Consider the following 22907-nt stretch of genomic DNA (forward strand, 5'->3'; position numbering starts at 1 on the left):
TTTTTAATTAAAATGTGGCGTTTACTCCAAAGGTTACAGTGAGCGGGTTCGGGAAGGCTGCCCAGTCGATTCCCCGGGTAGGAACTCCGGATCCGAGGGTTCCGGTAGGAACAGTAACCTCAGGATCGATACCGCTGTAGTCGGTGAACAGCATCAGGTTCTGACCGGTAAGGGACAGACGCAGGCTCTTGAACAACCCGTCTCCTGTAAGAGGCACATTGTAGCCAATGGTTGCGTTCTGGAAACGGACAAAATCACCTTTTTCCAGGAAGCGGGTGGATACCGCAGTGGAAGCACCACCATTTTCTCCGGCGCTCGCAGCATCTGCCGTTACGTTACGTGCAGTAACGATCTGGCCTGCGTTGAAGAAGGAGTTGGCAGTGTTGTTGTATACGGAGAATCCGAACTGACCATTAAAGAAGGTGCTGATATCCCAGTTCTTGTAGTTGAAGTTCAGGCTCAGACCGGTAGTTACATCCGGCAGGGCATCTTCACCTACAAACTTCTTGTCCGCATCGGGATCGCCTACACCATTTCCGTCTACGTCTGTATACTGGGGGTTTCCGTTGGAATCGAATCCGAGGAACTCGGCCATGTAGTAAGAGAACAGGGAATAGCCGGCTTCAAAACGCTGGGCGAAGGCTCCGGACAGACCGGGACCTGCAATTTCACCTGTGTTGATAGCCCCGGCGAAATCCTGTATTTCGTTCTGGTTGTAGGCAATGTTGAAGGATGCAGAGAAGGTCGCATCTTCAGTTTGTACGAAATCGTAGTTCAGGCCAAGTTCAATACCCTGGTTCAGGATACTGGCATCCACGTTACCAAACTGGAAGGGGTTAGTGGACGGTGCAGCCGGAGGCGTTTGCAGGAGGACATCCTGGGTTTCGTTCCGGTATACGTCAATGCTACCGTTGAAGCGATCCAGGTTGAACCCGAAGTCCAGACCCACGTTAAAGTTGATGGTGGATTCCCATTTCAGGTCGGGAACATCGGTGGCAACGATAGACAGACCGTTTTGGTTAATGGTGTTGTCGTTGTTGATGCCCAGGCTTGCAAAACGCTGACGGGCGACGAAGTTACCATACCCCAGACCATCCTGGTTACCGGTAATACCGGCACTCAGACGCAGTTTCAGGGTAGAGATGTTCTCTCCGATAAAGTCTTCCTCGGCAATCTGCCAGGCGAAAGCACCGGAGGGGAAGTATCCGTACTGGTTTTCAGGACCGAAACGGGAAGAACCGTCCGCCCGCATGGTCGCGGTGAAGAGGTACTTGCTGTCAATGCTGTAGTTGATCCGTCCGAAGAAGGATTGCAGCTCGTCGGTATTGTCGAATACATCGGCAACCAGGGCACGTACCCCGCGGGTGAACTGGAATGGAACCACTTCTCCTGCCACCACATTCGGGAACAGGCGGTTCACGACAAGGCCGGAGGTGTTGGTGGCGTAGTAGAATTGCTGATAGGAACCATCAACAGTGGCTGCCGCAGCGTTAACGGTGTTGCGCAGCTCAAAGCCCATAACATCAAGGTCGGAAGTACCAAATCCGCGGCCCGCAGATCCGCGACCGGAGGTGCGGAAATCCTGGTAGGCATACCCGACGAGGGCATCCAGGGAGCTGTTGTCAAACTCCTTGCGGTAGTTCAGGGTAGCTTCCAGGGTTTTGTTCTCGCGGTCCAGGGTGTTATAGGTACCAAAACCGTTGCCTTCAATCCCTGTAAAGTTCTGCAGATTGCTGGACAGTACGGAAGTGTTCTCACTTTCGGACTTGTCATAGCCCAGGTTAATTTTTGCAGACAGTTCCGGGGTGAACTTGTATTCGGCGGAACCGTTGATCAGGAAACGGTTAGTCTTGGTGCGGTTCTGGGTCTCGGCCAGGTAGTTGGCAGGCTGGATTTGCCCCCCTCCGTCATCGAAGAGCGGGTCGGCCGGCCAGGTCGGGTTGGCGGAGTAGGCAGCCCCGAGGATATCTCCGCGGAAGCCTGCACCGGCAGCCAGAGGCGGTTGCTCGCGATTCACGCGACCTACGGAAGCCTGAACGCCCAGAACGAGTTTGTCGTCCAGCAAGCGATGGTTCCAGTTCAGACGGCCGGTGATCCGTTCGAATTCTGATTTTTCAACCACACCGAACTGATCCTGGTATCCGAAGGTAGCACGGATGTTCCCGGAACCGTAGTTGCGGCTGTAGGCCAGGTTGTGGTTGGTAGAAGCGGCGGTGCGCATTACCACGTCCTGCCAGTTGGTGTTGTTGCCGAAGTTTACGGCAGTGGCATTTCCACCATACTCGTCTACGGCGCTCAGGAAGCCCTGGGCATCCAGCAACTCGTACTGGCGAACGGGGGTGGAAACGCTCAGGCTGGAAGACCATTCGATCTGCCCGCCGCTGGCGCCACGGCCGCTCTTGGTGGTGATGATTACAACCCCGTTGGCACCCCGGGAACCGTAGATAGCGGTTGCAGAGGCGTCTTTCAGGATGCTGATGCTCTCGATGTCATTCGGGTTCAGGAAGTTCAGGGGGTTACCCACTTCGCTGCCGCCCTGCCCGGTATCCCCGGAGGCATCGGTGCTCTGTCCGAAAAGCGGCACCCCATCCACTACAAAGAGCGGGTTGTTGTTACCACGAACGGAATTAGAACCCCGGATGTTCACCTGGATCCCGGCACCCGGCTCACCACTGGTTTGCTGGATGTTTACACCGGCAGTCTTACCCTGAATCAATTGTTCGGGGGAGGAAATCACACCGGAGTTAAAGTCGTCGGAGGTAACGGCGGTCACCGAACCTGTCGCATCTTTGACAGTGGTTTGGCCGTAACCGATAATCACTACTTCGTCCAGCGCCGTGGCATCTTCAGCCAGGGTTACATTAATAGTGGATTGGCCGTTAACGGCAACCTCTTGCGTGGCGTAACCGATATAGCTGACAACCAGCACTCCGTCGGAAGGAACGCCTGACAGGGTATAGTTACCGTCAAAATCCGTCTGGGTACCGGTAGTGGTCCCTTTTACGACCACACTGGCGCCCGGAAGCGGGCCATTTGCATCAGAAACTGTACCTGACACGTCTTGCGCCTGCACCAGTCCGAAGCATAAAAATGCCCCAACAAGCAACAAGCTCTTCAGTAGCGTAATCTTCATAGATAGTTAATTTTTAAGTTTAGTTAATTTAATTCAAGGGGTCAAAGTATGTAAAAAAAAAGTTAATATCCTATTCCTAAAGGGATACGACGTTACGAAAACGGTTTCGTGTTAATAACTTTAGATTCTGCTGAACTGGTAATTTTAGCACGGCTAAATTACCCGATTCACATTAAGGAGGGGTGGTTTTTGACGAAAGTCAATCAAATATAGCATTTTTTTATTCGACCGGCAATTTAATAAAATTTCGAAAAATATTGTTAATAACCTGTATTTATTAGGACTTACGGGCCTGGAGTACTCCGGGAATTATCCGTAATTTCACCCCAACAGGCATCGCGCAGCTGTGAAACGAAAAATCACCCTCAAGCATATTGCCCGGGAACTGGACGTCTCCATTTCCACGGTTTCCAAGGCCCTCAAAAACAGCGAGGAGATCAGCCGGGACACCAAGGAGAAGGTACAGGCCTTTGCGCGCCTGTACAACTACAAGCCCAACAACATCGCCATTAGTCTGAAGAACAAACGCACCAAGAACATCGGGGTGATTGTTCCGGATATTGTACACCATTTCTTTACCACCGTTTTCCGGGGCATTGAGAAATACGCCAATGCCAAGGGCTACAACGTGATTGTCTGCGTTTCAGACGAGTCCTTCGACAAGGAGGTGATCAATATGGAAATGCTCGCCAACGGGAGTATCGACGGCTTTATCATGGCTCTTTCCGCGGAAACCCAGCGCAAAAATGACTTTAACCACCTGCGGGAGGTGACCGAACAGGGCATCCCCCTGGTGCTCTTTGACCGGGTTACGGACGAAATCCGCTGCGATCAGGTGATCATCGACGACCGGGCGGCCGCCCGGGACGCTACCCTGCGGCTCATCGACAATGGCCGCCGGAGGATTGCCCTTTTCACCACGGAAACTTATCTGAATGTCAGTGCCAAGCGGGAGGACGGCTATCGGCAGGCCCTGGAAGAGCGCGGTATTCCCGTGAGGGAGGAGCTCATCCTTCGCTTGCCGTACCAGTACGAGGAGGAAAACCTGAGTGGGGTATTCTTCCGGGATCAGGAATTCGATGCCGTTTTATGCGTGAACGAAATTTTTGCCGTCCGCGCCATGCGCCTGGCCCAGCAGCAGGGTCTTCGTATTCCTGAAGACATTTCCTTTATCGGTTTTACGGACGGGCTGCTCTCGCGCTACAGCGCCCCCACCCTTACCACTGTGGCCCAGCACGGGGAGCAGATGGGGGAGGCCGCTGCAAAGATGTTAATTGATAAGGTAGAGCAGGAATACGACGAAACGGACGCCCGCAGCTACCGTACCCGGGTTATCCCCACTACCCTGATCGAGCGGGAATCTACGGCTTTGTAAATCCGGCCCTTGTTTTTTATTCCACTTTGAATTCTGAAACCTCGGAGGTGCTTTGGTTCCCGGCCTGGTCACGGGTAATTACCTGCCAGTAATAAAGGCCTGGTGCAGTTAGGGCCAGGGTAAGAGTTGCTTCCGAAGGCGCTCCCACCTCGGTGGCCGGGGTAGGGTTGGTATCCAGTAAGACCCGATAGCCTGTAATGTCCCCGTCGATATCCGAACCGCTCCAGACCAGAGTTACAGGCCCCGGAGCAACAGATTTTCCGGAGGCGGGGACCAGCAGTTCTGCCGGGAAAGGGGCATAATTCAGGATGGCTTCCCCCGCATTGTAGAATCGCCAGGTGGCACTTCTGACTTCTTCCGTGGTCTGATTGTTTGTAGCCACTACCGACCACGCATACGGTTGCCCCCGGGTTAAGGTTACCGTAGCCTCGGGCTGAGTGCTGTTGTAGCGCTGCTGGGTGTTGTCGGAGAGGTCTGTAACCTCCAGCACAAAGGTTTCCGAGCGGGCCCCTGCCGCCCACTGAAAGGTGATCCTGCTTTCAGTGCTCGACAGGATTTCCCCTTCTGTGCATTCGGACATATTTTCCGGGAAAACCAGGGAGCTGGCTTCCGGGGGCAACCCGGGCTGTGCCGGGGGGTCCGGATTCGGGTCGGAGCCATTACTACAGGCCGCCAGGAAAAAGGCAGACAGGGCCAGGATGCGAATGGTCATTTTCATTTCAGGATGAGTTTTTTGGTGGCTACCTGTTTACCGGACCGGCCTTCCAGGATATATACACCGGGTGCCAAGGCGGGCAGGGGGAGCAGCCGTAGGTTTTCGCCTCCCTGCAGTTTCGCCTGATAAACCCGCTGCCCCTGCAGGGTGTAAATCGCCAGGGATTGGAGGGGTAAACCAGTATTCAGCAGTAGCTCCACGGTCCTGCCCTGGGCGGGGTTCTGCCCGATGGCAAAAAGGTCCCCCACCAGGAACTGCTCCCGGTAAGTCCCCTGGCAATCCAGGTCTGTGGATACCTCTACGGAATGGACCCCGTCCGGCAATGGGATCGAAAAACGGGGTTCGGATACTACCCACCGTTCCTGGTTGATCAGGATGGTATAATGTTTTGCCCCATTGAGGTCCAGGATAAGCTTTCCGGAATCGGGCTGGTATTTTCCGCTAACCGAGAGGGCTTCCGGTTGGGTGATCTCCAGGGTGTAACACTGCAGGTAGTCCGGTTCTCCCGCCACGGTAATGCATAACTGATAGGTGCCGGCTGGCAGGTTTTCAAAGGCTAGGCTGGTGCTGAATGCGGTAGACTGGTTTATGGGTCCGCTCAGGGTAGCCGTGTAGTCCAGGGCAAGCTGGGCAGTGATTTCAATGCGGCCGTTATTCGCGCTACGGCAGGTTTCGGAAGCGGAGCGGATCTCAAAATTCTGAGGGTCCAGGCTAAAGACGGGGCACCCGTCCACTGTTACCTTGGTGCCCAGCGGAGTATCCGGGCAGAGGTCCGCCCCATCCAGGACCCCGTCGCTGTCCTGGTCCGGCGGGTTGTCGTCCGGGAAAAGGGTGGTGGGGGCATTTGCAAAGAGGCGGAATTCCCCCGGGGCCAGGGTAATGACCTGTTGGGGCTCCGGCACTACAAATTTCAGGTTGTTCTCCAGCCATTCGTACCAGACCCCACTTTCCTGGAAGGTAACGGTGATTTCCTGGGGTGTAACCCCGAAGTTGCCGATAACGGTCAGGTACCCTGCTGCACCACCGAGTGGGGCGGGATCCGTGAGCTGGAGGATTTTCAACCCGCTGGATGCCCCCAGGCTCAGGGTAACCTGGTCGGTTCGGAATATAGGCTCCGCAGTTTTCAGGGTTATCAGGTCCGCCATGAGGTCATAGAGAGCGGTTCGGTTGGGGTTGTCCAGATAGTCCCAGCGGATAGGTTTATTTCCGGTACGTCCATTGTAATCAATGCTGTAATCGTATCCCAGCTCTCCGAATTGCCAGATCATCTTGGGCCCGGGAATGGTAAAGAAGAAAGCGGAGGCGGCCTGTACCCGTTTCAGGGCAGTGCCCAGGTCCTTTACATTATAAGCTCCGCTGCTGTTCCCGTATTCCAGGTTTTTAAACATCAGTCGCTCCTCATCATGACTTTCCATATAGGAGATGGCCGAAGGCTGCGCAAAGCCCTTAGCCCCGTAAAAGGCCTGGCTGAAATCGGACTTGCCACTGTCGTGGTAGCCCATGGTGGCTTCGTTGTAGGGCTCGGTTTGCTTATTCCACAGTAAAATGCCCTTGCCTTCCGACACCCGGTAGTCCGCCCACTGAGATTCCTCGGCCACGGTGCCCAGGTGTTCAAAAATGACCAGGAAATCGGGATCTGCAGCCCATTGGGTGTCTGCATACTCTTTGAGCACGGCAATCCGATCTGCCTGGGGGCTGTCTGTACATCCACCGTCAGAGGCGGTGCAGTTCTGGGTAAAACCCTTGGTGAGGTCCCATCGCATTCCGTCAATATGGAACTCCTCAATCCAGTACCGGACCGTTTGCTTTACGTAGTCCCGGGTAGCCGGGCTCTGGTGGTTAAAGTCCTGGAACACGGAATACGAGTGGGTCGCTTCCGGGTTGAAGAACGGATTTTCGGCCGTGGCCTGCCCCCCGGTGCCCCCTCCGCTGGTGTTCCACATGCGGAAATACGGGTGCTGCCCGGTGGCGTGGTTGTAGACCACGTCCAGGATCACGGCAATGCCGCGGGCGTGGCAGGCGTCCACAAACTGCTTAAAGGCTTCCGGGGTGCCGTAGTATTTGTCCAGTGCCATATGGAAGGCCGGGTTGTAGCCCCAGCTTTCATTCCCGTCAAATTCGCTCACCGGCATTAACTCTATGGCGTTAATGCCCAAAGACGTGAGATAATCCAGACGGTTCACCACGGCGTCATAGGTGTGCAGGGCGTCAAAATCCCGGATCAGTAATTCATATACCACCAGGTCTTCCCGGGCTGCAGGCACAAAATCCGTTACCTGCCAGGCATAGTCCGGGTCCCCGGTGCGGAGTACGGTAATAGCCTCGGTCTGCCCGGCAGGGTAGGGAGGCAGATCGGGAAAAACGGAAGGGTCAATGAAGGCATCGTTCCCGTACCCGTCAAGGACCAGGGTAGCGTAGGGGTCGGCAATATTGATGTCGTACTCCACCAGGTACTGATACAGGTAAGGGGTCTGCGGGCTAAGCCCGGTTAGTTCCAGCCAGAAGCGATCATTGGTCGAGTCTCGGTTCATCAGGTAGGTGTCCAAAGGGGCCCAGCCAATCCAGTCCCCGATCAGGTGTACAAATTCTTTTCCGGGAGCATACAACACCAGGGTGGCCCGGGTGGGGTCCGCAGGGTCCAGGTTGATCCCATCCACAAGGCCTGCCGGAAGGGGGGCTTCTGTAACCGCAGGGCGGACATAGGCCTGGAACCCGGATTGCAGGGTTTCGGACCCATTGGTGGCGGAGAGCTCATATAGGGTGCTGGTATTCACCGTGGCCAGGTAAGTATAGGAGGTGATCCCACTTTGCTGGTCGATGATGGCCCCGTTGGCCCGCAGGGTGAAATCTGCATTCTGGGAGGTGCTGGCCGTGATGGACACGTTGCTCCCAGCATCTATAAGTACCGGGTTTTCCAGGGGGTTGGTCAGCGTAAGCTGAAAGCCGCCTACTTCTACCACATAGTCCTGGGATTTTTTGTCCCCTGTCCCATCCTTGGCCTTGACCAGCATTCCTATGCGGTCTATGGCAGTGGTGCCGTACAGTTGGCTTGGCACAAAGCTGAAGCTGAAACTGCCGTCCCCGTTGTTGGTCATCCGCTGGGCTTCATCGGAATTGGCCCAGGTGCCGTTGGTGGGCGAATTAATAGCCGAAGTGGATGCCGGGGTTTCAAAATACCAGGCCCAGACATAGAGGTCGGTTACGCCCCAGGCCCCGGGGTCCACCCCGGTTACGGTTAAGGTGATGGCGTCGTTGGCGCCAAAAGTGGGCGGGGTTATGCTGAAGGTCGCGTTTTGCTGCTGCCCCGAAAGGCCAATGGCCCACAGGAAGAGGAAAATGCCTAGGATACCTTTTTTCATATGCCGGGTCTTTTAGTGCGTAAAGGGCTCCCCCGGGGGAGCCCTTTTCACTCTAAATCAAAATAACTAAACAAGTGAATAAACAAAAAGATCTATTTGCTGATAAGCGTATAGGTTCCCCCTTCGCTAAAGTCGAGGTAGATGTCATAGGTGCCTGCTGTTACCACAATGTTGGCTCCGTTCGCTTCCAGGGTGCCATCGGCCCCGTCGTCGCCCAGGTTGTTGCCCCAGTCTTCATTGACCCGGAATTTGATTTCCCCATCAATCAGGGTCACATTCTGGGCCAGCCAGAGATCTGTGTTGACTTCGGTAAAGGTAAAGTCCGGGCCCGCACCACCCCAGTCGTTGTAACCGGAACCTACCACGCCCCAGAGTTCATCCGCTTCCATGGTGTAGGTGTTATTGACCAGGTCCAGGGTTATGGTATAAAATCCTGCAGTGGAGGGGATATTGGCGCCATTGGCCTCCACGGTGCCGTCGGCCCCGTCGTCTCCCAGGTTGTTGCCCCAGTCGTTGTTAAAACGGAATTTAAATTCCCCGTCCAGGAGTTTTACCCCCACCTTAAAGGTGTTGGTGGTGTAGTCGTAGAACATCTTGGCGTCCGGGCCTGCACCGCCCCAGTCATTCCAGGCGGAGCCCACAATACCCCAACTGAAGGCTTCAATGGAGTAGGTATTGCTGTTCAGATCCAGCAGGATGCGATAATCCCCTGCGGTTACCGTGATATTGGCGCCCCCGGCTTCCAGGGTGCCGTCGGCCCCGTCATCGCCCAGGTTGTTGCCCCAGTCGTTGTTTTCCCGGAATTTGATTTCCCCGTCTTTCAGGTTGGCGTAGGAGACCAGGACACCATTCTGATCCGTAGTATAGAAGGGGATATCCGGCCCGGCACCACCCCAGTCGTTGGCTGCAGAGCCTACCACGCCCCAGGTAGCTACGGAAATACCGGCTCCGGTCCCTTCCGGGGCGCGTTCCAGGATGCTGAAGGGCACTGCCCGGACCTCAGAGAGAGTGCTTACGCCATTATCCGCACCGCTGCTGCCCACAAAAGCACTTACACGGAAGTACAGGGTTCCGGTATTGTTGGGCTCGCCCCCGTCAGCTGTCGTGGCCGGGTCGTCGTCCAGGCCCAGCAATTCAAGCATGCCCAGGACGTTGCCCATGGTTACGGCGTGGTTGGTTTCGGAAAGGGTGCCGGAATCGTAATCCACACTGGCAAAGTCTGCCTGAATGGACCCTTCCAGGCGGTAGCTTACCGTGGTGGGGGCTTCAAAATCAGGGGTATTCCAGACAAAACGTTCCGCAATGCTGCTTCTGGTCTGGTTGGAGACCACATAGTTGTCCGAAAAGGTATTGGTGAATGCGATTTGTTCATTGGGTTGCCTGGCCTCAATGACCAGGAAATCCTCCTTTTCGCATCCCAAGAGCAGGCCAAGCGTTACGATGGCCAACACAATGTTCTTAGTGGGGTTGAATAGACCTTTCATAATATAGAGAGTTTAGTAACCGGGATTCTGAGTTAAGTTGGTATTGATGAGCAGGACGTTGTCCGGCAGGGGGAAAATTTTCCTGAAGTCTTCCACGGCACGGCCGTTGGAAGCCCCGCCTTTAAAGGGCCAGAGGTAAGAGCCTCCGGTAAACAGGCCGTAGCGAATCAGGTCTGTGCGCCGCAGGCCTTCCCAATGTAATTCCCTAGAGCGTTCATCCAGTACAAATTGGAGGTCCAGGTCTGCGGTAGTAATGGTTGGGGCACTTGCGCGTGTCCGCAATTCATTGATCAGAGCGGCACTGGTGGCCGCACTGCCCCCGCCGCCCCTCAGGGAGGCTTCAGCGTAATTCAGGTACACCTCTGCCAACCGGATGATCGGGAGGTCGATGTCCGCAAAATCCCCGGAAGTATCGCTGCCGGGGGCCCCGGTCACGTCCACATTCCGGAATTTGGACAGGGCATAACCGTCCTCAAAGGTATTGGCGATGGTGGTGATTTCGTAATTCTGCCCGTCGGTAAAGAACTGGGCACGCGAATCGTCCCAGCCCACGGGAAAACCATCCCCGTCGCTGGCATTAATGGCATAGTCGAACTTTTGTACCAGGCCCTTGGTGGTGCGGTAACCGCTCCACCCGCCATTAATCCCGAAATCCGCCGGGTCCATGTTCCCGCCTACCGGGCCATGGGTCAGGAAGGTAGTGCCGCCGTAGGTTTGGGATTTCAGCCCGTCGTAGGTCAGGACAAAGATGAATTCGTTCTGTGACCCGTTGCGGTCGTTGTCTGCCAGGAAGAGCTCGTCGTAGGCAGAGCCATTCCCATTGCCGTCCGCCGTGTTGATGCTGTAGGTGCTGTTGATTGCCATTTCAGCATAGGTAACGGAATTGGTGTATCGGGCTTCCCCGTTAAAGACCTCGGCGTTCAGATACAGGCGGGAGAGAAGGGCCCAGGCGGCTACCTGGTCTACCCGGCCGTATTCATTGCTGCCCGGGCTTTTCAGGGCGTCCTGGATCTCCAGCAGTTCGGCCTCTACAAAGCCGAAGATTTCGCTCCGGCTGCTTTGCTGGGGCAATTCGGTTGTGATCGCCGTTACCAGCGGCACACTGCCAAAGAGGTCCATTAGGTTGTAATAGGCATAGGCCCTCAGGAATCGCGCCTCCGCAATATAGTGTTGTACTTCCGCATCGCTGGCCAGGTTTTCGGCATTCGAGATAAAGGAGTTGCTGAAACTCACCACCTGCGAAAGCCGGAAATACATGGCAGTGGTAAAGTCATTGCCAGACCCCCAGGACATTTCGTGCAGGTTGGGTAACCCGGGGTCCCCCCATCCGACCACGCAGTGGTCCGTGGTGAGTTCGTTCAGGTTGAACAACATCCGCGAAAACTGGGAAAATCCTTCGTCAATTCCGCTGATATCCGGCTGGCCAGCAGGCCCGTTTTGCCCGGTCAGGGAGAGGCTGGCATATACTTTTGCCAGGGCGCTCTTGGCCTCATCGGCCGATTGGTATACGTCTACTTCGGTAAAGAGGTCCGGATCGATCGGAGTTTGGTCCAATTCCTTGTGACAGCCATTGAGGAAACCGGCCAGGGCGACCACTGCTGCCAGGATCAGATACTTTTTCATAACCATCAGATTAAAAATTCAGGTCCAGCCCAAAGATGATGGTCCTTGGCCGGGGATAAAAGTTATTGTCGATACCGCCAGTGATTTCCGGATCCAGCCCCTGGTAATCTGTTACCACCAACAGGTTCATGCCGGTAAGGTAACACCGCAGGGAGTTGCTGCCCAGGAATTCCGGGAAGGTGTACCCCAGGGTCACGTTATCCAACCTAAAGAAGGAAGCATTTTCGATGAAATGGTCGCTCAGCAGGTTGGTTTCGGTGAACTGGTTAAAGCGGGTACGCAGGTAATCCGCGTGGATGTTCCTCAGGATATCGTTCTGGAAAACGTTGGTGCGGGCCGTGACACTGGCAATGTTGTTGTAGGAGTAATTGCCAATGCTGGCGCGGGACACAAAGCTCAGGTCCCAGTTCCGGTAGCTGAAGTTACCGCTCAGGCCCATGAGTACATCTGCATAAGGACTCTTATAGAGGTATCGGTCGCTGGAGTTGATCTCCCCGTCACCATTCAGATCCGCATAGGCTCCCTCAATGGGGTTGCCGTTGGTATCGTAGATCTGTTTATAGACCAGGAATGAAAAGGGCGCTGCCCCTTCCTGGTGCCGTTGAATGGTATTGCCCACCCCTCCGGAAATTCCACCCACATCCTGGGGATCCGGCAGGCGGGTGATTTTGTTTTCATTCAGGGCCACGTTGTAGTTAAGGCTCCATTCGAAATCCTCGGTACGTATGGGCACTACATTCAACTCCAGTTCAACACCTTTGTTTTCCATGTCGCCAATGTTGGCGCTGATGGTATTCCCGAAATTGGTAAAGGGGTCTACCACGGTAGTGGAAATGAGATCTTCCGTTTTTCGGATATAGGCATTTACCGAACCGGAAACGCGGTTGTTGACCAGGGTGAAATCCAGGCCGGCATTCAGGGTTTTACCCACTTCCCACCGCAGGTTCTCATTGATGGGTTCCGGACGGTAAGTGCGGTAAAAGGCGTTGCCGAACTGGTACTCCGCGGTGTTGGTACTTACCACGTAACGGGTCAGGAAGTTGTAATCGCCCAGGCCGTTAACGTTCCCGACTTCCCCGTAGCCCAGACGAAGCTTAAGCTCCTGGAAGAGGTTGTCCCCCAGGAAGTCCTCGTTATGCAGGTTCCAGGCAAAGGCCGCAGAGGGAAAGTACCCCCAGCGGTCGTTCGGGTTCAGTTTGGAGGAAGCATCCGCCCTTAAGGTGGCGGTAAACAGGTATTTGCCGTCAAAATCGTAATTGACCCGCCCAAAGTAAGAGAGCAGGACGTTTTTGGATTTGTCGATAAAGGACTGTTCAATGGAGGCGTCCTCGTTCAGGGTGCCATCCGTATTGAGGATGCGTTCGGAGGAATTCGAAGCGTTGTCGAACTCGAAATCCTGGTAGGCGTACCCCGCGGTGGCATCCAGGCGGTGTTTGCCGAAGGTTTTGTTGTAATTCAGGTAGGCGTCAAAAACCCGGTTGGTGGCCTGGTTGGTGTAATCCGTGCGCGCCCCGTCAAACCCGCTGGCCGAGGTGGGGATGTTGCTGGGGGTAATCCGGAAGCCCTCGCTGTCCGAAAAATCCAGGGCCCCGTTCAGGGTCAGGGTCATGCCGGGAACCCAGGGCAGTTGGTAATCTGCCTTCAGGCTGCCCACAAACCGGTCTACAGTGGCCCGGTCGTTTATCAGTTCCAACAGGGCCACCGGGTTGGTGGGGGCCAGGTTGATCTGGTTGGTGCCCGCATCGTTCAGGTAGGTGTAGTACCCGATATCGTTCCCGCTGGCATCCGTGTAGGCGTAAAAGGGCGAATTGATGTCGTACACGGGTTGGGTGGGGTCGAAGGAATTGGCGGCCCCGATAGCGCCCCGGTCCGCAAAGCGGTTTTCGGTCCGTGCCACCCGCGCATTAAACTCGAGCTTAAGCTGGTCTTCCAGCAGGCGGGGGGTCAGGTTCAGGGACCCGGTAACCCGCTCCATCTTGTCATTTTTCAGGATTCCGCCTTGATCGGTATAGCCCAGGGAGGCTCGCATGGGGACCTTTCCTATGGCCCCGTTGGCACTGAAGGAATGGTTAAAACCAAAGGCAGTCTTATATATAAGGTCCTGCCAGGAGGTGCTTTCCACACCCAGGCGGGAAATGTCGTCCTGATCCCCGTAGGTCTCCACGATATTCCGGAATTCCGAAGGCGTAAGGATGTCTACAAACCGAACCGGCTCATAGACGGATGCCGCCGTGCGGAAGTTAAACTGGAATTCCCCGGTCCGACCTTTTTTGGTGGTGATGATCACCACCCCGTTAGCCGCGCGGGAGCCGTAAATGGAAGTTGCCGAGGCATCCTTTAGGACGCTGATCGCCTCGATGTCACTCGGGTTGATCAGGTTCAGGGGGTTGCGCGTACCGCCTACCCCGCCGTCATTAAGCGGTACACCGTCCACCACAAATAGCGGGTTGGAGTTTAGGTTAAGCGATCCGATCCCCCGGATCAGGAAGTTGGAGCCTTCCCCCGGTGCACCACCGCCCGAGACGATGGAAACCCCGGCAATTTTCCCCTGAATCAGTTGTTGGGGTGAAACGACGGGCCCTTTTACAAAATCTTTGGAACTGACCAGGTCCAGGGTGCCCGTAAGGTCTTCTTTGCGGACGGAGCCGTATCCGATAATGACGACTTCGTCCAATTGGGCGGCGTCAGGTTCCATAACGACGTCCAGGGGGGAACGGTCCGCCGGGAGGCTGATGGTGCGGTATCCCAAGTAGGAGAACTGAAGGAGGTCTTCCGGTCCTGCCTCAATGGTATAATGCCCGTCAAAATCCGTGGTGGTCCCCTTTACCGTACCGGTGATCACAATGGATACGCCCGGCAGTGGTTCCCCGTTATCCGCAGCGGTAACTGTGCCGCTCACCTGGGATTGTGCAAATATGCCCGTCTGGAAAAGCAGCAGGCACAGCAGCCCAAGGGGTGTGCATTTTTTCATTTGGAAAATAGGATTGGTTAGGATTCCTTGTGGTACTTTGAAAGCTTTGCAAGCTTCAAGGTAGTTATAAAAAAATGTTAATTTGTGATCCTTATTACATAGGGGGTAATTACAACGTTTTCCGGTGGATAACTTTTGTGTTTTCAAGGGTTGAGGCGATAGGATTTGCCAATTTCCGCCCTAGATTTACCCCCGGCAGCAAAAGGCCTGCCCTGTGCGGTATTTGCCGGGCAATCAACGCCCGGACGCAGGGGGCCGGGTTACAAATTGAAAAGAACAACTGTCCATGAAGCCCAAGATGACCTTGAAGCGTATCGCGCGGGAACTCGATGTTTCCATTTCCACGGTTTCCAAGGCCCTGAAGGACGACAAGAATATCAGCCAGGAAACACGCGAACGCATACAGGCTTTTGCCCAGTATTACAATTACAAACCCAATAGTATTGCGCTGAGCCTTAAGAATAAGCGCTCCAACAGTATTGGGCTGATCATTCCCGAAATTGTGCATCATTTTTTTGCCAAGGTGATCAGTGGGATAGAACGCGTGGCCAATGAGCGGGGGTATAACGTGATTATCGGGGTTTCCAACGAGTCCTTTTCCAAGGAGATCATCAACATGGAACTCCTGATCGACACCAATATTGACGGCTTTATTATGTCCCTTTCAAAGGAAACCCTCCGGCTCCGGGATTACCACCACATTAAGGAAACCATCAACCAGGGCGTCCCTGTGGTCCTTTTTGACCGGGCTGCAGACGAGATCCATTGCGACAAGGTGATCATAGACGACCGCCAGGCCTCCCGGGAAGCAGTGTTGCGCCTGCTGGAAACGGGGTGCCGGAATATCATGCTGATTACCACGGAAGATTATATCACCATTGGCAGGTTACGAACGGAGGGCTACATGGATGCCTTGAAGGAAAAAGGTATTCCTGTGCGGGAGGAACTGATTCACCGCACCGACGAGCCGGGGGATGACATCCACGAAGAAGAAGGGCTGCAGGCTGTAGTGCACCGCACCCTGGACGAACACCCCGAAATCGATGCCATTTTTGCGGTGAATGAGATCTATGCCGTCACCGCGCTTAATGCCGTGCGGTTGCGGGGGCTGGATGTGCCGGGGGCATTTTCGGTCATGAGTTTTTCGGACGGGGTGCTGGCACGACACGCCCGCCCGGCCCTGAGCACGGTTAGCCAACACGCTGTGCAAATGGGGAAAGAAGCCGCCCACCTGCTGATCAACCGGCTGGAAGCCGAAGAGGGACAGGAACCTGAGCTGGTGACCCGGGTTATACAATCGACTATTGTGGAACGGGATACTACCCGTAAAAAGGTAGCATCGCTTTGAAAACGAATACTGACATACAACGGACCTCTGCCCGGTTGTTGCCTGAGACTTTGCGGCAAATGGCGGGCCGGGTGCGCTAAGAACTTTTGTCTGTGGATAAAAAAGGATTTATTTTCGACCTGGACGGCGTCATTGTAGACACGGCCAAATACCATTACCTGGCCTGGAAAAACCTGGCGGACGAACTGGGCATCTCCTTTACCGAGGAAGACAACGAACGCTTTAAAGGGGTCAGCCGAAAGCGGTGCCTTGAAATCCTGCTCGATATGGGTGGGGTAACCGTTTCCCAGGAGCAGTTCGACGCCTGGCTGCTGGAAAAAAACGAGGATTACCTGCAGTACATCCGCAAAATGGATGCTTCTGAAATCCTCCCGGACGTGCCAAAAATACTGGATTACCTACAGGCACAGAAGGTGCCCATGGCACTGGGTTCTGCCAGTAAGAACGCCAAACCCATCCTGGAAAAGGTGGGCTTGTCCGGGTATTTCCACGCCGTAGTGGACGGACACGAAACCACCCGGGCCAAACCGGACCCCCAGGTGTTTCTGCTGGCAGCCGAACGGCTGGAGGTAGAACCGAAAGCTTGTGTGGTCTTTGAAGATGCCCTGGCGGGCATAGCCGCCGCCCGGGCTGCCGGGATGTACAGTGTGGGCATTGGGGACCCCGGAGTCCTCACAGACGCACACCGCGTATTCCGCAACTTTACTGAAATCCAACTGGAATTTATTGAAGGCCTGCTGCAGGGCAGGGCCTAACCCAAGAAACCATCGCATTATGAATCAAGATTATATTGTTCCCAACGAATGGTCCATCATTGAAGAAGGGTTTGAACCCGAACGGGTGGAGTCTTCCGAAAGCCTTTTCAGCCTCGGGAACGGGGCTATGGGCCAGCGCGCAAATTTTGAAGAAACCTATACAGGCGAAACCTTTCAGGGCAGCTATATTGGCGGGGTATATTACCCGGATAAAACCCGAGTGGGTTGGTGGAAGAACGGATACCCCGAATATTTCGCCAAGGTGCTGAACGCCCCCAACTGGATCGGGATCGAAATTACTGTGGATGGGGAAACCCTGGACCTGAATACCTGTAAGGCCGTAAAGGGTTTCCGCCGCGAACTGAACATGAAGGAAGGCTGGTACCAGCGCACCTTTACCGCTGAGATGGCGAACGGGAAAACCCTGGAGGTGGTCGCAACCCGTTTCCTGTCCATGAAACGGGACGAACTGGGGGCCATCCGCTACGAGATCCGCATGCAAGGCGGCGGGGCCGAAGTAGCGATGGAACCTTACCTGGACAGCGGCATCACCAACCAGGACACCAACTGGGACGACCCGTTCTGGAAAACGACTTCTGTGCGTACGGCAGGCAGCCGGGCCTACATCTGCGCCCATACCCTCAAGACGCATTTCGGGACCTGTACCTATATGGATTCCCGCCTGGAATTGGACGGGCAGCCCCTGGATGTACAGGGGGAGGCTACCGAGGGCCCAACCCGTGCCGGATACCGGTACCGGCAGCCCGTGGCGGAGGGGCAAACCCTGGTCCTGTACAAGTATGCAGGTTATGTTACAGATATGAATCACGCCGCCGGGGACCTGGAGCAGGCGGCAGATGCCAACCTGGACGGGGCGCTGCAGGCCGGTTTTGAGACCTTGCTGGAAGAGCAGCGGCAGGCCTGGGCCGGGATCTGGGAGATGAGCGATATCACCATTGCGGGCGATGTAAAGGCCCAGCAGGGGATCCGTTTTAACATCCTGCACCTGAATCAGACCTATACCGGCCGGGATTCCCGCCTGAACATTGGTCCTAAGGGCTTTACCGGGGAGAAATACGGCGGCAGTACGTACTGGGATACAGAGGCCTACTGCATCCCCTTCTACATGGCTACCAAAAACCAACGGGTAGCCCGTAACCTGTTGAAATACCGGTACAATCAACTGGATAAGGCCATCGAAAACGCGATGAAGCTCGGCTTTTCCGGCGGGGCAGCCCTGTATCCCATGGTGACCATGAACGGGGAGGAGTGCCACAACGAATGGGAGATCACCTTCGAGGAAATCCACCGCAACGGGGCCATTGCCTTTGCGATTTATAACTACTACCGCTATACCGGGGATTATACCTATATCCCGGAAATGGGCCTGGAGGTCCTGATCGCCATTGCGCGCTTCTGGCACCAGCGGGCCACCTTTTCCGAGCACCGCGGCCAATATGTGATTTTGGGGGTTACCGGGCCCAACGAATACGAAAACAACGTAAACAACAACTGGTACACCAACTACATTGCCCGGTGGTGTATCCAGTACTGCCTGGAGCAGCTCGAAAAGGTAGAAGAGGGTTATCCGGAGGATTACGATCGCATTATCGGGGTAACCAAACTTACCTCCCGGGAAACGGATGCCTGGGCCAAGGTGGCCGGTAACATGTATTTCCCGTATTCGGAAGAACATGGGGTCTACCTGCAACAGGACGGCTTCCTGGATAAGGAGTTGGTCACGGTAGATCGCCTGGAACGTAAACACCGCCCGTTAAACCAGAAATGGAGCTGGGACCGCATCCTGCGATCGCCCTATATCAAACAGGCAGACACCTTGCAGGGCTTTTATTTCTTTGAGGACCACTTTAGCCTGGAGGCCCTGGAGAAGCATTTTGACTTTTACGAGCCCTTTACCGTTCACGAGTCTTCCCTCTCGCCCTGCGTCCATGCCATTCAGGCCGCCCGGCTTGACCGCATGGAACAGGCCTATGCCTTTTACCTGCGTACGTCCCGCCTGGATTTGGACGATTACAACAAGGAGGTGCACGAAGGGCTTCACATCACCTCTATGGCGGGTACCTGGATGAGTATTGTAGAAGGTTTTGGCGGCATGCGGGTGCGCAACGACAAACTTTCCTTTGCCCCGCGTATCCCGAGCCAGTGGAAATCCTATTCCTTTAAACTCAACTTCCGCAACCGCATCCTGAAGGTAACAGTAACCCCGGAGGGCAGCAGCTACCAACTGGAAGGGCAGGAGGAAATGTCCATACGGGTAAATGAAAAGCGGGTGGTACTCACCCCTGGAAAAACCGAAAATGTCCGGTAAGCGGGGGCAGGGGAGGTCCGTTCTTCCCGCCCTGCTCACGGCTGTTCTGATCCTGAGTATGACCCTACGCGAACCCCTGCAGGCACAGCTGCGCGTGGAACCGCCCAACTGGTGGGTGGGGATGCGGGATAACTCCCTGCAACTCCTTGTGCACGGCCCGGGAATGGCGTCTGCCACACCCACCCTGGATTACCCCGGGGTGACTATGGAGGCCTGGCACCCCGGGGCCAGCCCGAATTACCTGTTTATTGACCTGCAGATTGGGGAAGATGCCCGGCCGGGTACCTTGCTCCTGACGCTGGAGCGGAGCGGCACGCCTCCCCTGGAGGTGGCCTACCCCTTGCAGGCCCGGGAGAAACCCGCAGCGGCTTACACCGGTTTTGATGCCTCGGATGTGATCTACCTCATAACCCCGGACCGTTTTGCCAACGGAGACCCTTCCAACGATGTGGTACCGGCTATGCGCGAAGCCCGCCTGGACCGCAAGGACGACTACGGGCGCCATGGGGGCGATATCCGCGGGATGATCAACCACCTGGATTATATGGCCGAAATGGGCTTTACGGCCCTCTGGCCCAGCCCCCTGCTGACCAACGACATGCCGGAGGCATCCTACCATGGGTATGCCATCACCGATTTCTACCAGGTAGACCCCCGCTTCGGGACGCTGGAAGACTACCGGGAACTGGCGCGGGAAGCCAACCGCAGGGGCATTAAACTCATTATGGACCAGGTGGCCAACCATTGCGGTCTGTACCACTGGTGGATGGAAGACCTGCCCTTTCCCGACTGGATTCACTACCAGCGGGCCTGGGAGGAGGGAAAACCGCACACGGTGACCAACCACAGGCGAACGGTAAACCAGGACCCCTATGCCTCCGGGGTGGATAAGGACCTCATGAACCAGGGGTGGTTTGTGCCCAGCATGCCAGACCTGAACCAGTCCAACCCCTTTATGGCCCGGTACCTGATCCAGAATAGTATCTGGTGGGTGGAAACCCTGGGCCTGGGCGGGATCCGACAGGACACCTACCCCTACCCGAATAAGTTTTTTATGGCCGAGTGGGCCCGCGCCCTGATGGAGGAGTATCCCAACTTCAACATTGTAGGGGAGGAATGGAGCTATAACCCCTTGCTGGTGGGGTACTGGCAGGATGGCAGCCCCAACCGGGACGGGTACCGGTCCTACCTGCGAACCACCATGGATTTCCCCTTGCAGCGCACCCTGGTCAATGCCCTGAATGCCCCGGAGCAATGGGATAGCGGGCTGAACACCCTTTACGAGGGGTTGGCCAATGATTTTTACTATACCCGCCCCCAGGATATCCTGCTTTTTGGGGACAACCACGATATGGACCGGCTCTATACCCAACTCGGGGAATCCGACTGGCGCACCGAGGCCGCCCTGGCCTTTATCCTGACGGCACCCCGGATTCCGCAGATCTATTACGGGACGGAAATCCTGATGCAGAATACAGCCAAGCCCGGCGATCACGGCCTTATCCGGAGCGAATTTCCCGGAGGGTGGCCGGACTCCAAGGCCAATGCCTTTACGGGCAAAGGCCTATCCCCGGGCGCACGCAACATGCAGGAGAACCTGAAGCGCTTATTGCAGTTCCGTAAAAACAGCCCGGCTCTCACAGGCGGGAGCACGGTGCATTTTGCGCCCCAGGACGGGGTCTATGTGCTGGCGAGGAAGGCAGCTGGGCAAACCGTGGTGTTGCTGCTGAACAAAAACGAAAAACCCGTATCTGTGCCCCTGGCCCGATTCGGGGAACTCGGGCTGGAAGGCCTTACCCTGACCGGGGTGCTGGACGGTTCCCGCCGGATCTGGTCCGAAACCCTGACCCTGGACCACCCGGGGGCTTATGTTCTGGTTGCCGATGAATAAGCCAAAATATAAATCTATTGGGGCCCTGGCCCTGCTTGCCCTGACTTTGCTAGGCTGTGCGGAAAAGGAAACGACCCGGCCGGGCCCAGAGACAATTTCTTCCATGAATACTGAACACAAACTGGTGATTTACCAGGTGTTTACCCGACTTTTCGGGAACACAAAAACCTTGAATAAGCCCTGGGGGACGCGTGAAGAAAACGGCGTCGGGAAATTTTCGGATTTCACCCCGGCTGCCCTGGAGGCCATCCGCGACCTGGGCGTTACCCATATCTGGTATACAGGCGTACCCCACCATGCACTGGTGGCAGATTACACCGCCTTTGGCATTACCCCGGACGACCCGGATGTGATAAAAGGCCGGGCCGGTTCCCCCTATGCCGTAAAAGACTATTACAATGTGAACCCGGACCTGGCCGACGACCCGGCCCGTCGCCTGGAAGAATTCCAGGCTCTGGTGGGGCGTACCCACGAGGCCGGGATGCAGGTGATCATCGATATTGTCCCCAACCATGTGGCCCGGAATTATGAGGGGGCCAGCACCCCCGAGGGCAAAGCGCCGTTTGGCGCTTCGGACGATACCACGGTGGCTTACAGCCCTACCAACGATTTCTATTACATCCCCGGCGAGCCGTTCCGGGTACCGGAGTGGCGGGACGGATACCAGCCCCTGGGGGGTGAAGCCCACCCCATGGCCGACGGCCGCTACCGGGAAAACCCGGCCAAGTGGACCGGAAACGGCTCCCGCAACCCCCAGCCGAACATGAACGACTGGTATGAGACCGTAAAGATCAATTACGGCGTAAGCCCGGACGGGCAGACCGATTTCCCGGCCCTGCCCGGGGATTGGGACCAACGCGACACGGAAGCGCACTATACGTATTGGCAGGGGAAGGACGTGCCACCCAGCTGGGAGAAATTCCGCGATATTGCCTATTATTGGATGGAAATGGGGGTCGATGGTTTCCGCTTTGATATGGCCGAAATGGTCCCTGTGGAATTCTGGAGCTACCTGAATTCCCATATCAAACACAATAATCCGGCGGCTGTGCTGCTTGCGGAAGTCTATAACCCATCGTTGTACCGGGATTATATCCACCGGGGGAAAATGGACTACCTCTACGACAAGGTAGAGCTCTACGACAGTCTGAAACACATCATGAAGGGCTACGGGTGGACAGACCACATCCCGGTAGTGCAGCAGGGACTGATGGATATCGAACACCATATGCTCCACTTCCTGGAAAACCACGACGAACAGCGCATTGCCTCCCCTGAATTTGTGGGTCGGGCGGAAATCGGGAAACCGGCCATGGTGGTCTCGGCCACCCTGAGTACCTCACCCACCATGATCTATTTTGGGCAGGAAGTGGGGGAACCCGGGGCCGAGGATGCCGGCTTCGGAAAACCGTCCCGGACTTCTATTTTCGATTATATCGGGGTGCCCCACCACCAGCGCTGGATGAACGGGGGCGCCTTTGACGGGGGCGCACTCACTACCTCAGAAGCGGAACTGCGCGACTTTTACCGCCGCCTGCTCAACTTTACCATCCGCAGTAAAGCCCTGATGGGCCACTACCAGGACATCCACTACTTTAATAAAGAGCATACGGAAGGGTACGACCATAGGGTTTACGCCTTTGCCCGCTGGGGGGGCGGCGAATACCTGGTGATCCTGTCCAATTTTGATACGGAGCGGGCTTACGCTTTCGACCTGAAACTCCCTGCGGACCTGCTTGGGCAATGGGGTCTGCAAAGGGGGCAGCATGCTGTAGAAGAGGTCCTGTATGGCGCCCGCCCTTACCAACTGACCGTAACAGACAGTACCGGGGTAATCCCGGTAGAGCTGGCGCCCCTGGAATCCCTGATCCTTCGGGTAAAGCCTCAATAAAAAAGGCCCGGAGGGATCCCCCGGGCCGTTTTG

At 55.7% G+C, this 22907-nt stretch carries 12 protein-coding genes; 6 read left to right on the plus strand and 6 right to left on the minus strand.

What is annotated here, in order from left to right:
• Positions 1-7: 7 nt before the first annotated feature.
• A complete protein-coding gene (locus tag OZ410_RS05765; protein WP_277706969.1) occupies positions 8-3133 on the minus strand; it encodes a SusC/RagA family TonB-linked outer membrane protein in 3126 nt (1041 codons plus the stop codon).
• Between the two features lie 346 nt (positions 3134-3479).
• On the opposite strand from OZ410_RS05765, the gene OZ410_RS05770 reads away from it, so the two are divergent.
• A complete protein-coding gene (locus OZ410_RS05770; RefSeq protein WP_277706970.1) occupies positions 3480-4508 on the plus strand; it encodes a LacI family DNA-binding transcriptional regulator in 1029 nt (342 codons plus the stop codon).
• Positions 4509-4524: 16 nt separating this feature from the next.
• Here OZ410_RS05770 and OZ410_RS05775 read toward each other — a convergent pair whose 3' ends face one another.
• The 5 genes from OZ410_RS05775 to OZ410_RS05795 form a co-directional block, all read right to left on the minus strand.
• Entirely contained in the window at positions 4525-5226 is a 702-nt protein-coding gene (locus OZ410_RS05775; protein WP_277706971.1) for an Ig-like domain-containing protein, read from the minus strand.
• Positions 5223-8582: an alpha-amylase family glycosyl hydrolase gene (locus tag OZ410_RS05780; RefSeq protein WP_277706972.1), complete on the minus strand. Its 3360-nt coding sequence runs from the start codon at positions 8580-8582 to the stop codon at positions 5223-5225. Before OZ410_RS05780 ends, OZ410_RS05775 begins: the two co-directional genes overlap by 4 nt.
• Positions 8583-8674: 92 nt before the next feature.
• Complete coding sequence (locus tag OZ410_RS05785) at positions 8675-10066, minus strand: SusF/SusE family carbohydrate-binding protein (RefSeq protein ID WP_277706973.1); 1392 nt, start codon at positions 10064-10066, stop codon at positions 8675-8677.
• Positions 10067-10078: 12 nt separating this feature from the next.
• Positions 10079-11689: a RagB/SusD family nutrient uptake outer membrane protein gene (locus OZ410_RS05790; RefSeq protein WP_277706974.1), complete on the minus strand. Its 1611-nt coding sequence runs from the start codon at positions 11687-11689 to the stop codon at positions 10079-10081.
• A gap of 10 nt (positions 11690-11699) precedes the next feature.
• Positions 11700-14660: a SusC/RagA family TonB-linked outer membrane protein gene (locus OZ410_RS05795; protein ID WP_277706975.1), complete on the minus strand. Its 2961-nt coding sequence runs from the start codon at positions 14658-14660 to the stop codon at positions 11700-11702.
• 286 nt (positions 14661-14946) lie between these two features.
• Between OZ410_RS05795 and OZ410_RS05800 the strand changes: the two genes are divergently transcribed.
• The 5 genes from OZ410_RS05800 to OZ410_RS05820 all read left to right on the plus strand — a co-directional run bounded on the left by OZ410_RS05800 (position 14947) and on the right by OZ410_RS05820 (position 22874).
• On the plus strand, positions 14947-16008 hold the full coding sequence (locus OZ410_RS05800; protein WP_277706976.1) for a LacI family DNA-binding transcriptional regulator: 1062 nt from the start codon (positions 14947-14949) through the stop codon (positions 16006-16008).
• A 92-nt stretch (positions 16009-16100) separates the two neighbouring features.
• Positions 16101-16763 (plus strand): beta-phosphoglucomutase, encoded by a 663-nt coding sequence (pgmB, locus tag OZ410_RS05805; protein ID WP_277706977.1) that lies wholly within the window; start codon positions 16101-16103, stop codon positions 16761-16763.
• 19 nt (positions 16764-16782) lie between these two features.
• Positions 16783-19092 carry a glycoside hydrolase family 65 protein gene (locus OZ410_RS05810; RefSeq protein ID WP_277706978.1) on the plus strand — a complete coding sequence of 770 codons (2310 nt, stop codon included), beginning with the start codon at positions 16783-16785 and terminating at the stop codon, positions 19090-19092.
• Complete coding sequence (locus OZ410_RS05815; RefSeq protein ID WP_277706979.1) at positions 19082-20983, plus strand: glycoside hydrolase family 13 protein; 1902 nt, start codon at positions 19082-19084, stop codon at positions 20981-20983. The genes OZ410_RS05810 and OZ410_RS05815 overlap by 11 nt, the downstream gene beginning before the upstream one ends.
• Entirely contained in the window at positions 20976-22874 is a 1899-nt protein-coding gene (locus OZ410_RS05820; RefSeq protein WP_420917747.1) for an alpha-amylase family protein, read from the plus strand. Before OZ410_RS05815 ends, OZ410_RS05820 begins: the two co-directional genes overlap by 8 nt.
• Positions 22875-22907 lie beyond the last annotated feature (33 nt).

Origin of the sequence: Robiginitalea aestuariiviva, assembly GCF_029537735.1 — a bacterium.
GTDB classification, from domain to species: Bacteria; Bacteroidota; Bacteroidia; order Flavobacteriales; family Flavobacteriaceae; genus Robiginitalea; species Robiginitalea aestuariiviva.

Bases quoted from the DNA above. Each gene is read 5' to 3' on its own strand.
- OZ410_RS05765 (WP_277706969.1), bottom strand. From the start codon at position 3,133: ATGAAGATTACGCTACTGAAGAGCTTGTTGCTTGTTGGGGCATTTTTA.
- OZ410_RS05775 (WP_277706971.1), bottom strand. From the start codon at position 5,226: ATGAAAATGACCATTCGCATCCTGGCCCTGTCTGCCTTTTTCCTGGCG.
- OZ410_RS05780 (WP_277706972.1), bottom strand. From the start codon at position 8,582: ATGAAAAAAGGTATCCTAGGCATTTTCCTCTTCCTGTGGGCCATTGGC.
- OZ410_RS05785 (WP_277706973.1), bottom strand. From the start codon at position 10,066: ATGAAAGGTCTATTCAACCCCACTAAGAACATTGTGTTGGCCATCGTA.
- OZ410_RS05790 (WP_277706974.1), bottom strand. From the start codon at position 11,689: ATGAAAAAGTATCTGATCCTGGCAGCAGTGGTCGCCCTGGCCGGTTTC.
- OZ410_RS05795 (WP_277706975.1), bottom strand. From the start codon at position 14,660: ATGAAAAAATGCACACCCCTTGGGCTGCTGTGCCTGCTGCTTTTCCAG.
- OZ410_RS05800 (WP_277706976.1), top strand. From the start codon at position 14,947: ATGAAGCCCAAGATGACCTTGAAGCGTATCGCGCGGGAACTCGATGTT.
- OZ410_RS05810 (WP_277706978.1), top strand. From the start codon at position 16,783: ATGAATCAAGATTATATTGTTCCCAACGAATGGTCCATCATTGAAGAA.
- OZ410_RS05815 (WP_277706979.1), top strand. From the start codon at position 19,082: ATGTCCGGTAAGCGGGGGCAGGGGAGGTCCGTTCTTCCCGCCCTGCTC.
- OZ410_RS05820 (WP_420917747.1), top strand. From the start codon at position 20,976: ATGAATAAGCCAAAATATAAATCTATTGGGGCCCTGGCCCTGCTTGCC.